Below are 12,831 nucleotides of genomic sequence, written 5' to 3' on the forward strand. Positions count from 1 at the left end.
ATGCAATTCCAGCTCGCCAATCAAGGGCTGCAATGGTCGGACAGCTATTTCCTGCTGATGGGCGCTGTCAACACGATCCGCATGGCCGTCTGTTCCGCGATCATCGGCACGGTCATCGGCATCGTGCTGGGATGGCTGCGATCCGTCTCCTTGACCGCGCGGTTGCTGACCTCGCCGTTCATCGACGTCCTCCGGTCCGTCCCGATGGTCATCCAGCTCATCCTGGCCAACAGCGCCCTGTCGATGCTCGGCTTCGCCACGTCGCCGTTCTGGTTCGGCGTCGTGGCGCTCAGCGCCTGGATGGCCGCGGTGACGGCGGAGGTCGCCCGCTCCGCATTCCTGTCCGTCCCGGACACCTATCGCCGCAGCGCGCGCTCCCTCGGCATGACCTCTTTCGAGGAGCTGTTCCACATCTCCGCGCCGCTCGCCTTCAGAGCGGGGCTCACGTCCTGGATCGGCCTGATCCTCAGCCTGATCAAGGACAGCTCGCTGGCGGGGGTCATTGGCTACATCGAATTCACCCGAAATGCTCAGATGCTCATGACGCGAACGCACGAGACATGGCTGTTGTTGTTCGGGATCGGAATTTTCTACTTTGTGATCTGCTATCCTGTTTCAAGATACAGTCGATATCTCGAAAGAAAGATCCTCGTATGATTGAAATCAGGAACGTCAGAAAGGCCTTCGGCCGGATCACGGTCCTCAACGGGATCGACCTCGAGGTGAACAAGGGCGAGCTGCTCTGCCTGATCGGGGCCAGCGGCTCGGGAAAGTCGACGCTGCTCCAATGCATCAACGGGCTGGAGCCGATCCAGGGCGGCGAGATCATCGTCGACGGCGTCGGCGTCCACAGCCGGAGCACGAATATCAATCATCTCCGGCGCAAGCTCGGCATCGTCTTCCAGCAATACAATGCCTTTCCCCATCTGACCGCGCTGGAGAATGTCGCGCTCGCGCCGCGCGTGGTCGCCAAGCGCAGCCGCGCCGAGGCGCGCGCCCTGGCCCAGAAGCATCTCGACCATGTCGGCCTCGGCGACAAGGCCGCCAGCCTTCCGTCGCGGATGTCCGGCGGGCAGCAGCAGCGGCTCGCGATCGCGCGGGCGCTCGCGATGGAGCCGAGCTACATGCTGTTCGACGAAGTGACCTCCGCCCTCGACCCCGAGCTCGTCGGCGAGGTGCTGGCGACGATGCGCCTGTTGAAGACCGAGGGCATGACCATGGTGGTCGTGACCCATGACATCAACTTCGTCAGGGAATCGGCCGACCGCGTGGCCTTCCTTCACCAGGGCGAGGTTTGCGAGATCGGCACCGCCGCGGAGGTCATCGACAATCCCAGGCGGGAGCAGACGCAGAAATTTCTCCGTCGCGAAAAGCGGGCCGCCTGCGAGGCGGCCGGGCGCTCGGTCGCCTGACGCGGCGACGCCGCGACATCACTTGGACAAAGAGGGCTTTGCACATGCTATCGTTCGATCTCGCCGGCCGGACGGCGCTCGTCACCGGCGCCGCTTCGGGAATCGGCCTCGAGGCCGCGCGCCTCATGGCCAGGGCGGGAGCCAGGGTCGCGATCAATTTCCTGCCCGACGATCCCCGCGGCGCCGACGCCGTGGCCGCGTTGCGCGAAGAGGGGGGCGATGTCATCGGTGCGCCCGGCGACGTCGGGGACTCGGCGCAGGCCGAGGCCATGGTGCGCGATGCGGTCGCGCGGCTGGGCCGTCTCGACCTTCTCGTCAACAATGCCGGGATACCCGGCGTCCGCGTGCCCGTGCCGATTTCGGACCTGGATTCGATCACGGAGGAGCTCTGGGCGAGCTTGCTCAACGTCAATCTGATGAGCGTCTTCCGGTGCTCGAAGGCCGCCGCCCCGGCTCTGAGGGCCGCCGGGGGCGCGATCGTCAACACGGCCTCGATTGCCGGCTTCGGGGCCGTGGCCAGCACCATCGCCTATAGCGGCTCCAAGGCCGCCGTCATCAATCTCACCAAGAACCTCGCCCGCGCGCTCGCGCCGGAGGTTCGCGTCAACGCGGTCGCGCCCGGCACCGTGGAAAGCTCCTGGGCGATCGAGTGGTCCGAGGAGCGCCGGCAAAATACGCTGGCGGCGACCCCGCTCAGGAAGGTCTGCACGCCGGCGGATGTCGCCGAGCTCATCGTCTATCTCGGCTTCGGCGCCGGCATGGTCACTGGCCAGACCATCGCGATCGACGGCGGCATCTCGATTTGAGCCCGCCCTTGCGGGGTACGGAGATTGAAATGGACCTTGTCAAACTGAAGTCCGGCAGCATCCTTGAGGAACGGGAAGGGTATTCGCGAATTGTCGCGCTCGGCGACTGGATCTTCATGTCGTTGACGGCGGGGCGCGACTACAAGACACGCGCCATGCCCGACACGGGGCTGGCGCAGGCGAAGCAGGCCATGAGCAACGTGGAAGGCGCGCTGGCCGCGGTTGGAAGCAGCCTCGCCGACGTCGTGCGCCGCCGCATCTTCATCCCGCGGCAGGAAGACGTCGCGGAGGTCATGGCCTTCATGGGCGAGAAATTCCGGGGCATCGACCCGGCGAGCTGCGTCAGTTGCGGCCCGCTCGGCGGTCCGGAATACCTTTTCGAGATCGAGATCACGGCCTACCGCGGTGCCGGAGCGCTTCCCGCGAAGCACATCTCGATTTCGCTCTGAGCGACCACCGAGCGGGTTCTCTCGAACCTGCTTGATCGTGACGAGAGCCACGAGAGGCCGCTTAGCGCATTTGTCGTGGACGGCGGGAGCCGAGGCTTCTCACCGGTTTTCCCGGATTGTATATAGTCGACATTCCAATCCGCCGCAGCCACCTCTCTGCGGCCACCTGCCGGGGCCTGATGCCGAAGCGAAGCGACGATACCCCGATCATGGCTCCCATGAACAACATGGAGAGCACGCAGTTCGCTGCCGAGCAAATCCGCAAGGCCATCATCGCCGGGCATTTCAATCCCGGCGACAGGCTGATCGAGCAGCAGCTCACGGACATGCTGAACGTCTCGCGCCATCCCGTGCGCGAGGCGCTTCGGCTCCTGTCCCGGGAAGGGTTCGTCGAGCTGAAGCGCAACAAGGGCGCATCGGTCAGCGCGGTCGATGCCGCCAGTGTCCTCGAAGTCTACAATATCCGCATGGCGCTCGGGAAGATCGCGCTGGATTACCTTCTGTCGGAGGAAGGGCGGCTTTCTCCGGCGGATCTCAAGCGGCTGGAAAAGCTGGCGCAGAACGCAATCCGCTTCGCGGAACTGGAGAACCAGTCGGAAACGGTTCGGAACGATCTCGAATTCCAGCAGGCGATCATCGACGCGACGAGGCTGCAGCGCACGGTGAGATACTTCTCCGAGCTGACGGGCGACGTGCGTCGATTCAACAATCTTCTCGGCGTCGTCTACACGGATCGGAAGGGCGATGCGGAGAATTACGTCGTCAGGCTCTACGAAGCTTTGCGCGACAGGAACCTGGTCGCCGCGCACGAGATATGGCAGGCGAAATTCTCGAAGGCCGTGCACCGATATCTCTCGCTCATCGCCGACGTCGAGTCGGACGGGGCGAGCCGGTCGAAGACGTGAGGGCCGGGGACAGTCGGTGCGGCTTGCCGCTGCGCTGAATTCCTGGAGGCCAGGGCCGGGCTCTTGATGCCGTTGAAGCGGCGAGGTCCCGAAGCTCTGCGATGAACGAAATTTGCCCGCCGCCCTTGCGGGGCGGCCATTTCATGATTCAATGAGGTCGTTCGCCGCCGTGTCCCCGAGCGCAGATGGAAAGACCGGAGCACCTGCCTGATTTTGAAGCGCCGCCGTTCCATCGGACACGATCCGCGGAATTGGACATGCCCGGCTCAAGCCGGCATTGCCGCCTCACCGGCCCACGGCCTGCCTGATCTGCGCCTGGCAGTCCGCCGAGGTCTCCGCGGCGTGTGAGGCGATGCAGGGCGGATAGCCCTTCACCTTGGAGCCGCAGAATTTCACCTTGTAGGCGCTGCAGGCTCCCCGCAGCTTCGGGGCGGCAGCGGCCGCCGTCCCCAGGCTCGAAAGCGCGACCGCGCAGGCGAGCGCCGTCGCGAACAGCTTGCCGATACCCATGGATGCCGCTGCCTCCGCTGCGAATGCGTTCCCGGCCCGGCGAAGCGCCCCCGTTTGCCGGGTGCCGCCCGTCTCCTCCTTCCGGGACATGCTCAAGCCCGCGAAATGTCGAACATTGCCGGCACGCGCGCAAGGGAAAGATGACGTACCGGCATTCCCGCCATTTCCGCGTGCCGCCGGCCGCGGCGTCGACGCCGGGACGGGGCGAGCCGGGCGGGAGGTGCCCTGGTCGGCGCGGGCCGCCCCCTGTCATCGGGAGCCTGTTCGACCTCGCGTAAAGAGGGCCGGCGCCGCGGCGGCCAAAGCTGCGTCCAGGGAGCCGCGAGCCTTGGTCTTCCCGCCGGAGCACCGATGCGTCTCATCCCCTTTCGCGCATGTCTTCCCGCGCGCGTCCCTGCCTGGATCGTCTGGCCGCGCCTGCCGGCCGCGGCGGGGCCGGCCAGGCCCGCCCACGGCGTCGCGGATTGTCTCGGCGCGATCACGGCCTCCGAGGTCCTGCGGGGGGCGGATCGTCCGGGGGCCGGGTCGGGGAGCCGCCGCTCGGGCCGGCATGCCGGAGGACTTTGCCTTCGACGTGACCAGGCCGTTCGAGCTGCAACTCCTCGTGCGGCGCGCCTTCGGCTCCTGCGACAAGGCCGGCGCGACCTTCGCGCTGGATTGTGCGCCGCCCCAATCCTCTCTGCCGCCAGAACCGCCGCCGGTCGCGAAGGCGGCGACGGTGCCGGCGACGAGCAATCTGTTTGCCGGCGAAGAAAATCCGCTCCGGGTCAATGTCCGGCAGATGAACCGCGGGTCCATCGCGGTGACCATGGCGGCGATCGCCGTCCTGACGCTGATCGTCTTCGGGACCGGCTGGTGCGCCGCCCGCGCCTCTGTACCCGGGTCAGACGCGGCTCCCGTCTCTTCACGCCGGTCCGGCTCGGCTGGCACGCCGACACGCAGCTTCCGGTCGTCAATGTCCTGACCTTCGCCGACCTGAAGCGCATCGAGGAGGCGGTCGCCAAGGGCGAGCACCGGACCGTCGACGGCGTCCCGGTCCTCGACGGGCGCCACGGCTCGCCCTTCACGCGCCACTTCGACGTCGCCGACGGCCCGCACGGCATGACCGCCGCGCCGGACGGGCGCGGCGCCGTCATGAGGGGCGTTGCGACGCGATGCGCGCGACGGCGGACCGCCGCCGGCAAGGCTTGCCGGGGGACGAAGGGCGGAAGGCGGGCCGCCCGCGTCCTACTCGCCGCCGGACAGGTCCCTTCGCGCCCGATCCACCGCGTCGGCATAGCGGCGCAGGGCGTGGGCTTCCGAGAGCAGGCCGATGACGCGGCCGGCCTCGTCCACCACCGCCAGCGCTTCGGCCTCCCAGGCCTCCATGCGCCGGGTCGCTTCCTTCAGCGTCATCCCCGGCGCGAGCGTCTGGCCGCGATGCAGGGCGAGGCTGTCGATGGGTTCGGTGCCGTCGGTGCCCTCGGGGCTGGCCTGATAGGCATCGGCGACGCGGATCAGCCCGGCATAGCGCCCGGCAGCCGCGTCGACCGCGACGACATAATGGGTCGAGCCGATCGGATGGGCGTTGCGGAAGGCGATGACGGAGGCGTCCTTGTCGATGGTCGGCGCCGGCTTGCGCATCACCCGGCCGACGGTGAGGTCGCGGGCCCAGCCGATGTCATGGGCGCTGCGGATGGCTTCGCCCCGCAGGTGGAAGCGCCAGGTGGCGAAGGAATAGCCGAAGGTCTCGCGCACGGTGATCGAGGCGATGATCACCGCCATCAGCACCGCGACGGTGAGCTGGAAATCGCCGGTCATCTCCAGGACCAGGAAGCTCATGGTCAGCGGCGCGCCCATCACGGCAGCCGCCAGCGCCGCCATGCCGGCCAGCGCCGCCGCATGCGGCGTCAGCCCGGCGTCGAGCGAGAACACATGGATGATGCCGAGATAGAACTGGCCGACCAGGGTGCCGAGGAACAGCGAGGCGAAGAACAGGCCGCCGCGAAAGCCCGAGCCGAGCGATATCGAGGAGGCCAGTCCCTTGAGCGCGATCAGCCCGCCCAGAACCAGGAGCGGCAGCTCGCTGCCGGCCAGCATGTTCACCAGCGCGCCATGGCCCGAGGACAGTACTTGCGGGGTGATCAGCGCGAGGCCGCCGACCATCAGGCCACCCACCCCCGGCATCAGCCAGGTCGGCAGCGGCAGGTGGCGGAACCCCCGTTCCGTCATGTGGACGCCCACCATCACCAGCACGGCGATGGCCGCGCTCAGCAGGCCGAGGCCCCCCAGGGCCGCGAAGGAGGTGGCGCGCGGCAGGAAGGAGACGCCGATGACGAAGGCATAGGAGTCCAGGCCCAGCAGGTGGGTGACGATGGTGCCGGCGATGGCGGCAGCCGCGACGGGCGCCAGGTGCGCGACCGCATAGGTGCCGATGATGATCTCGAAGGCATAGAAGGCGCCGGTCAGGGGGGCGCCGAAGGCGCCCGCGATGGCGCCGGCCGAGCCGCAGCCGACCAGCAGGCGCAGGTCGGCGCGGCGCAGGCGGAAGCCGAGGCCGAGGCGCGCCGCCAGGCCCGAGCCGATCTGCGAATAGGCGGCCTCCAGCCCGACCGAGGCGCCGGAGGCGTTGGAGATCCAGGTCTGCATCGCGATGAGGACGCTGCCGGTGAGCGGCAGCCGGCCGCCGTGCAGGGCGTTGGCTTCGATCGGGTCGATCGGGCGGGCGGTGCGCGCGCGCAGCAGCATCAGGTTGAACAGGCCGAGGATCACGCCGCCGCATGCCGGCACGCTGGCGGCGAGGATCGTCGGCAGGCCGAGCATGCCGCTCAGCCGCTCGTCCGGCCGCAGCCCGAAGAACAGCTCATGGGCCAGCTGCGCGGTTGCGGCGATCCCATAGACCGCCAGGCCGGCCAGCGCGCCGACGACCGCCGCCAGCGCCACCATGGCGCTTTCGCTGCGCCGTACCAGGAGGCGCATCCAGCCGGGAATGGCCCGGTCGAAGGCGGCGGCGACGGCTTCGCGGGAGAAGCGGGCGAGGGACATGGGCTATCCCTATCAGGCGTCGCGGCGGGTCACCATGCGGCGCAAGGGCCGGCGGGGCGGCCGCGCCGGCGGCCGGCGCCGGCGCCCTGTGCCGTGCCCTGAAGGCCGGCCGTCATGGATGCGGTGCCGCGACGCTGCCCGGGCCCGTCGGCGAGACCGTATCCCGGGGCGTTCACGCCCGGCGCTGCGCCGTGTCGTTCACCCCGTCGAGGTCGGGCGCCTGGCCGTAGCTCATCTGCTTCATTTGCCGGATGACGCGGCCCATCTCCTCGTCGTCCAGGATCGGGGGCTCGCCCAGGGTCAGCGCCTGCACGTAGAGGCGCGACAGGGTCTCCACCTCGATCGCCAGGGCGAGGGCCGAGGCCGGCGTCTTGCCGAGCGAGATCTGGCCGTGCTGGCCGAGCAGGCAGGCGAGGCGCCCATCGAGCGCTTCCAGCGCCGCGTCCGAGAGCGCCTGGGTGCCGAAGGTGGCGTAGCGGGCGCAGCGGATCGTCGTGCCACCGGCCACGGCGGTCATGTAGTGGAAGCTCGGAATGGTCTTGTGGTGCACGGCGAGCGTCGTGGCGTAGACCGAGTGACAGTGCAGCACGCAATCGATGTCGGCACGCGACTGCAGGATGTCGCGGTGGAAGCGCCACTCCGACGAGGGCCGCCGCGCCCCTTCATAGGTGCCGTCGAAGAACATCTGCACGAGATCGCCCGGCTCCATCCGGTCATAGGGGAGCGAGGTCGGGGTGATGAGGAAGCCCGCCGCGTTGCGCACGGACAGGTTTCCCGCCGTGCCCTGGTTGATGCCGCTCGCATTCATGCTGCGGCAGGTCGCCACCATCTCCTCGCGCAGGGCCTGATCGTCGGACGTGCTCATGATGTTCGCTCCAAGGTTTGGATTTGCTCGCGCCAACGGGCGCGATAGGTCGAGAGGTCGGGAATGTTCGCCGGTGCCGGGGGCTGCGCCGGAAGGTCGGCCGGACCGGCGCGTGTCTCGTGCGAGGCGAGGAGGGCGGCGCCGGAAGCCGTGCCGTGCGTGCTGCGGCTGACCAGCACCCTGCGGCCCGGCAGCAGGGCGGCCACCAGCGCGCCATAGAGGGGATCGGAGACGAAATTGCCGTCGAGCACCACCGTCGCGGCCGGCGGCAGATCCTCCAGGCATGTGACGGTGAGGAGTGCCGAATGCAGCACCGCCAGGGTGAAATGCACTGTTTCGTCGCCGGCGAGCGGTCCTTCCAGCCGGCCGCGTCCCGCCGTGCCCGGAAACAGTCCGTCGTCGGATCCGAAGGTGGGCAGCGCCATGGTTCCCGTCGCGACGATCCGGCCGAGCGCATCGGCGCTCGCCGGACCTTTGCTTCCCCGCGCCACGGCGGAGAACTCCCGTCCCGCCATCGTCAGCATGCCGGGAACCGGCCGGCCGAACACATCGGCGTTGCAGGTATGGCCCGGCCGCTCCGCGTCGAAGTCGAGGCCGGTGCGGTCGGTCAGGAGCACGATCCAGGTGCCGGTCGAGACGATGACGAAGTCGGAGAGCCCGGCGGCCTGGTAGCGGTAGAAATTGGCGGAGGAATCGTGGACGCCGCACAGGATGCGGGTGTCGGGGGAGAGCCCGGTCCGGGCCGCCATGTCCGGCCGGAGCGGGCCGAGCGTCTCCCAGGCATGCCGCATCGCCGGCAGCAGGCGCTGCCAGCCCCTTTTGGCCACGATCCCGGCCGGGCGCCCGTCCGGCGCCGCCCACAGATGCGATTGGGCGGCGAGGCTCGTCACCTCGCCGGCCGCAACGCCGCTGAGGCGCCAGGCCCAGTATTGCGGCGTGGCGAGGAAGGCGCGCGCGGCGGCGAACGCCTCCGGCCAGTCCGTCTCCTGCCACAGCATCTGCCGGGCGAGGTGGGCGGCGCCGAGCATGATCGCGCTGCCCCGCTCCCGATAGGAGCCGGCGATTTCCCGGTAGAGCCGGTCGATCCCGGCCGGAAGCGGCTGCTCGTAGTCGACCATCGGCAGTTGCGGCCCGTCGGCGCCGACGAGGACGCCGCCGGAGCCGTGCGCGGTGGCGATGATCGCGCCGACCGCGTGCCGCTGCCCCAGCTTGCGCAATCCCTCCACGAGCCAGGCTTCCAGGGCGGCGACGTCGTGGTGGCGATAGGGCGGCCCGTCATGGACGGCGTTGGCAGCCGACAGCACGTCGAGGATCGCCCCCTCCTCGGTCGCGGCCAGGAGCTTGGCGTTGGTCTTGCCGATGTCGAGAACGGCGACGATGCTCATCGGGACTGGTCCGATCGGACTGCCAGGCGCGGCGTCGAGCCGCGGATGTTGAAGGCGCAGCGAAGGCGCCGGATGATCGGCGGGCCGGGCTGGCCGGAAAGCCGCTTCGTCAGCACGGACCAGGCCTGCTCGGCCATCTCCTCGACAGGCTGGCGGACAGCGGTGACGCCGGGCGTCACCAGCCGCATCCATTCCATCTCGTCGAAGCTGGCGAAGGCGATGTCGCCCGGCACGCCGATGCGCAGGCCGGCCAGCATGCGGTAGGCGACCAGCGCCGTGCCATGGTCCAGGGCGAACAGCGCTCCGGGACGGGACGCCTGGCGCAGGCGCCGCTCGAGCCGGTCCATGCCGGCCGGATCGTCGATACCGATCTCGATCACTTCGAGCCGCATGCCTGCCGCCGCCGCGGCGGCGCCCTCGAAGCGTTCGCGCACATTGCTGATCGACAGCCGCGAAGCCACGACGAGGCAGTCGGCATGGCCGCAGTCGCCGAGGTGGCGCGCCATGGCGCCGGCAGCCTGGCCGTTGTCCACGGCGATCAGGTCGAGGCCTTCGCGGTCCGGGATGCGGTCGGCGACGACGGTCGGGACCGGAAAGCCGGCCGGCAGGCGTTCGTGCAGTCCGCCGTCGCAGGGAATGACGATCAGCCCGGCCGGCCGCCAGGCGCGGATGGCGGCGAGCCTGGCCGCCTCCTCGGCCGTGTCGTTGCGGGCCGAGACGACGACGAGGTCGAAGCCGTCGGCGCGCGCCACATGCTCGAGGGTCGAGACGAAACTGGCGAACATCGGATTGGTGAGGTCGGGCACGACCACGGCGGCCAGCCGCGACTTGCGCGACCGCAGCCGCGACGCCGCGATGTCGGCGACGTAGCCGAGATCGCGCACCGCGTCCGTAACGCGCCGGACATAGTCGGGAGAGACGTTGGGCTTGCCGTTGAGCACGTTGGAGACCGTCGCGACGGACACGCCGGCATGCTCGGCGACAGTCCGGATCGACGGGCTGTGCGATCTTGCCAACGCTGCGTTCTCCTGGGTCTTCATGTCCGGTGAAACGTTTTATCGAACGCTAACGCCCGTCATGCCGGGTGTCAATTGTCCCGCGGGTGTCGGCTATGTGTGCATCTCGGGGGGCGGCGGACCGTGGAGCGGCTCCCGCAAGGTGCGGCGCAATGCTCCCGACTTCCATGCCGGTGTCGTTGGCCGGACGCTGGCGGTCAGCCGCGGCCGTGCCGGCGCACAGCCCCGTGCCCGTCCTGGTCGTTCGATAGGCTGGCTGGCACGTGGATGGAAAGCCCTGGCGGTGGCCTCTCTCGATCGGCCCCCTTTCCATCACCCTTCGCGCGTCTCCATCGCGCTTTCTTGACACAAATCAAAGAGCAGGCCGCGCCCACGAGGCATTCAGTCGTCCGCTCCCCGTTGCGTTGGACCAGCAAATCCCGCACCGACGAGCATTCGGGCGCACCATTGCGCCCGAGCAGCCCAAGGAGAATACGCCTTGTCCAACACGCCTCACACGCTCGGCGAAGAATTCCCGGGTCAGATGGACGCCATTCATGCCCTCAAGGTCAAAAGCCCGGAGTTTGCTCGCATCCTTGCGGAATACGATGACGTCAACGACAAGATCCATCGGGCGGAAACACGGATCGAACCGGTAAGCGAAGAGACCGAGGTCGCGCTCCGCAAGGAGCGGCTGGTGCTCAAGGACAAGATTGCCGCCGCTCTCGACCTGGCATAGTTCGATTCTTGATCGGCCGGCCGGGCGCGACCCCGTCGATCGCGGTCTCGCGCTCTTCCTCCCCGTGAGCCCCCAGGCTCAGCTGCGCAGGCCCGGCGCCTCCTGCCCGGTCCTGGCGACATACTCGGTATAGCCGCCGCCATATTGGTGGATGCCCTCCGGCGTCAGCTCCAGCACGCGGTTGGACAGGGCGGCGAGGAAGTGGCGGTCGTGGGAGACGAACAGCATGGTGCCTTCGTACTCCGCCAGCGCCGCGATCAGCATCTCCTTGGTGGCGATGTCGAGATGGTTGGTCGGCTCGTCGAGCACCAGGAAGTTCGGCGGGTCGTAAAGCATCATCGCCATGACCAGCCGCGCCTTCTCGCCGCCCGACAGCACGCGGCAGCGCTTCTCGACCTCGTCGCCGGAAAAGCCGAAGCAGCCGGCGAGCGCCCTGAGCGAGCCCTGCCCCGCCTGCGGAAAGGCATCCTCCAGGGACTGGAACACGGTGCGCTCCCCGTCGAGCAGCTCCATGGCATGCTGGGCGAAGTAGCCCATCTTGACGCTGGCGCCGAGCGTGACCGCGCCGTCGTCCGGCTCGGCCGTGCCCGCCACCAGCTTCAGCAGCGTCGATTTGCCGGCGCCGTTGACGCCCATGACGCACCAGCGCTCCTTGCGGCGCACCTGGAAATCCAGCCCTTCATAGATGCTGCGGTCGCCATAGCGCTTGTGCACGTTGCGCAGGCCGACCACGTCGTCGCCCGAGCGCGGCGCCGGCTGGAACTCGAACTGCACCCGCTGGCGGCGCTTGGGCGGCTCGACGCGCTCGATCTTCTCCAGCTTCTTCACCCGGCTCTGCACCTGCGCGGCGTGCGAGGCGCGCGCCTTGAAGCGCTCGATGAAGGCGATCTCCTTGGCCAGCATCGCCTGCTGGCGCTCGAACTGGGCCTGCTGCTGCTTCTCGCCGAGCGCGCGCTGCTGCTGGTAGAACTCGTAGTCGCCGGAATAGACCGTGAGCGTGCCGCCGTCGATCTCGATCACCTTGCCGACGATGCGGTTCATGAACTCGCGGTCGTGCGAGGTCATCAAGAGCGCGCCCTCATAGCCCTTGAGGAAGGCCTCCAGCCAGATCAGGCTCTCCAGGTCGAGATGGTTGCTCGGCTCGTCGAGCAGCATGGCGTCGGGCCGCATCAGGAGGATGCGGGCGAGGGCCACGCGCATCTTCCAGCCGCCGGACAGGGCGCCGACGTCGCCGTCCATCATCGCCTCGCTGAAGCCCAGGCCCGCCAGCACCTCGCGCGCCCGGCCCTCCTGGGCGTAGCCGTCCAGTTCCTCGAAGCGGGCCTGCACCTCGCCGTAGCGGGCGATGATGTCGTCCATCTCGTCCGCCCGGCCCGGATCGGCCATCGCGGCCTCCAACACCTTCAGCTCGTCCGCCACGGCGCTCACCGGCCCGGCGCCGTCCATGACCTCGACGAGGGCGCTGCGGCCGGAGAGCTCGCCGACGTCCTGGCTGAAATAGCCGACGGTCACGCCGCGATCGATGGAGACCTGGCCCTCGTCGGGCAGCTCCTCGCCGGTGATCATCCGGAACAGCGTGGTCTTGCCGGCGCCGTTCGGACCGACCAGGCCGACCTTCTCCCCGCGCTGCAGCGCGGCCGAGGCCTCGATGAAGACGATCTGCCGGCCGTTCTGCTTGCCGATGCTTTCGAGACGAATCATGTGTGCCGGACCTTGGAAATCGGCCCGCCATTACGGCATG

Annotated in this window: 13 protein-coding genes; 7 read left to right on the plus strand and 6 right to left on the minus strand. The window is 68.7% G+C overall.

The features are described 5' to 3' along the window. The 5 genes from AC27L4_RS16650 (at window position 1) to AC27L4_RS16670 (ending at window position 3,572) form a co-directional block, all read left to right on the plus strand. Window positions 1-657, plus strand: coding sequence for an amino acid ABC transporter permease (locus tag AC27L4_RS16650; protein WP_487143347.1), 657 nt, complete (start codon window positions 1-3; stop codon window positions 655-657). Beyond that, window positions 654-1,412 (plus strand): amino acid ABC transporter ATP-binding protein, encoded by a 759-nt coding sequence (locus AC27L4_RS16655; protein ID WP_487143348.1) that lies wholly within the window; start codon window positions 654-656, stop codon window positions 1,410-1,412. Before AC27L4_RS16650 ends, AC27L4_RS16655 begins: the two co-directional genes overlap by 4 nt. Window positions 1,413-1,456: 44 nt before the next feature. Next, window positions 1,457-2,218 (plus strand): SDR family NAD(P)-dependent oxidoreductase, encoded by a 762-nt coding sequence (locus AC27L4_RS16660; protein WP_487143349.1) that lies wholly within the window; start codon window positions 1,457-1,459, stop codon window positions 2,216-2,218. A gap of 8 nt (window positions 2,219-2,226) precedes the next feature. Continuing rightward, window positions 2,227-2,667: a Rid family hydrolase gene (locus tag AC27L4_RS16665; protein ID WP_487143350.1), complete on the plus strand. Its 441-nt coding sequence runs from the start codon at window positions 2,227-2,229 to the stop codon at window positions 2,665-2,667. A 209-nt stretch (window positions 2,668-2,876) separates the two neighbouring features. After that, window positions 2,877-3,572 carry a GntR family transcriptional regulator gene (locus AC27L4_RS16670; protein ID WP_487143351.1) on the plus strand — a complete coding sequence of 232 codons (696 nt, stop codon included), beginning with the start codon at window positions 2,877-2,879 and terminating at the stop codon, window positions 3,570-3,572. Window positions 3,573-3,857: 285 nt separating this feature from the next. On the opposite strand, the gene AC27L4_RS16675 is transcribed toward AC27L4_RS16670, so the two are convergent. Further along, window positions 3,858-4,082: a hypothetical protein gene (locus AC27L4_RS16675; RefSeq protein WP_487143352.1), complete on the minus strand. Its 225-nt coding sequence runs from the start codon at window positions 4,080-4,082 to the stop codon at window positions 3,858-3,860. A 550-nt stretch (window positions 4,083-4,632) separates the two neighbouring features. On the opposite strand from AC27L4_RS16675, the gene AC27L4_RS16680 reads away from it, so the two are divergent. Next, complete coding sequence (locus AC27L4_RS16680) at window positions 4,633-5,046, plus strand: hypothetical protein (protein ID WP_487143353.1); 414 nt, start codon at window positions 4,633-4,635, stop codon at window positions 5,044-5,046. Between the two features lie 263 nt (window positions 5,047-5,309). Here AC27L4_RS16680 and AC27L4_RS16685 read toward each other — a convergent pair whose 3' ends face one another. The 4 genes from AC27L4_RS16685 to AC27L4_RS16700 form a co-directional block, all read right to left on the minus strand. Beyond that, a complete protein-coding gene (locus AC27L4_RS16685) occupies window positions 5,310-7,106 on the minus strand; it encodes a chloride channel protein (RefSeq protein ID WP_487143354.1) in 1,797 nt (598 codons plus the stop codon). Between the two features lie 172 nt (window positions 7,107-7,278). Next, a complete protein-coding gene (locus AC27L4_RS16690) occupies window positions 7,279-7,971 on the minus strand; it encodes a class II aldolase/adducin family protein (protein WP_487143355.1) in 693 nt (230 codons plus the stop codon). Then, window positions 7,968-9,356, minus strand: a complete 1,389-nt coding sequence (locus AC27L4_RS16695) for an FGGY family carbohydrate kinase (protein WP_487143356.1) — start codon at window positions 9,354-9,356, stop codon at window positions 7,968-7,970. Before AC27L4_RS16695 ends, AC27L4_RS16690 begins: the two co-directional genes overlap by 4 nt. Then, window positions 9,353-10,372: a LacI family DNA-binding transcriptional regulator gene (locus AC27L4_RS16700; protein WP_487143357.1), complete on the minus strand. Its 1,020-nt coding sequence runs from the start codon at window positions 10,370-10,372 to the stop codon at window positions 9,353-9,355. Before AC27L4_RS16700 ends, AC27L4_RS16695 begins: the two co-directional genes overlap by 4 nt. Window positions 10,373-10,850: 478 nt before the next feature. On the opposite strand from AC27L4_RS16700, the gene AC27L4_RS16705 reads away from it, so the two are divergent. Further along, window positions 10,851-11,090, plus strand: a complete 240-nt coding sequence (locus tag AC27L4_RS16705) for an HP1242/YdcH family protein (RefSeq protein WP_487143358.1) — start codon at window positions 10,851-10,853, stop codon at window positions 11,088-11,090. A 78-nt stretch (window positions 11,091-11,168) separates the two neighbouring features. Here the strand turns inward: AC27L4_RS16705 and AC27L4_RS16710 are convergent, their stop codons facing one another. Further along, window positions 11,169-12,791, minus strand: coding sequence for an ABC-F family ATP-binding cassette domain-containing protein (locus AC27L4_RS16710; protein ID WP_487143359.1), 1,623 nt, complete (start codon window positions 12,789-12,791; stop codon window positions 11,169-11,171). Window positions 12,792-12,831 lie beyond the last annotated feature (40 nt).

It is taken from the genome of Labrys sp. Lb11 (assembly GCF_057554225.1).

Coding starts and splice junctions, on each gene's coding strand:
- AC27L4_RS16650 (WP_487143347.1), top strand. CDS start 1: ATGCAATTCCAGCTCGCCAATCAAGGGCTGCAATGGTCGGACAGCTAT.
- AC27L4_RS16655 (WP_487143348.1), top strand. CDS start 654: ATGATTGAAATCAGGAACGTCAGAAAGGCCTTCGGCCGGATCACGGTC.
- AC27L4_RS16660 (WP_487143349.1), top strand. CDS start 1,457: ATGCTATCGTTCGATCTCGCCGGCCGGACGGCGCTCGTCACCGGCGCC.
- AC27L4_RS16670 (WP_487143351.1), top strand. CDS start 2,877: ATGGCTCCCATGAACAACATGGAGAGCACGCAGTTCGCTGCCGAGCAA.
- AC27L4_RS16675 (WP_487143352.1), bottom strand. CDS start 4,082: ATGGGTATCGGCAAGCTGTTCGCGACGGCGCTCGCCTGCGCGGTCGCG.
- AC27L4_RS16680 (WP_487143353.1), top strand. CDS start 4,633: ATGCCGGAGGACTTTGCCTTCGACGTGACCAGGCCGTTCGAGCTGCAA.
- AC27L4_RS16685 (WP_487143354.1), bottom strand. CDS start 7,106: ATGTCCCTCGCCCGCTTCTCCCGCGAAGCCGTCGCCGCCGCCTTCGAC.
- AC27L4_RS16690 (WP_487143355.1), bottom strand. CDS start 7,971: ATGAGCACGTCCGACGATCAGGCCCTGCGCGAGGAGATGGTGGCGACC.
- AC27L4_RS16695 (WP_487143356.1), bottom strand. CDS start 9,356: ATGAGCATCGTCGCCGTTCTCGACATCGGCAAGACCAACGCCAAGCTC.
- AC27L4_RS16710 (WP_487143359.1), bottom strand. CDS start 12,791: ATGATTCGTCTCGAAAGCATCGGCAAGCAGAACGGCCGGCAGATCGTC.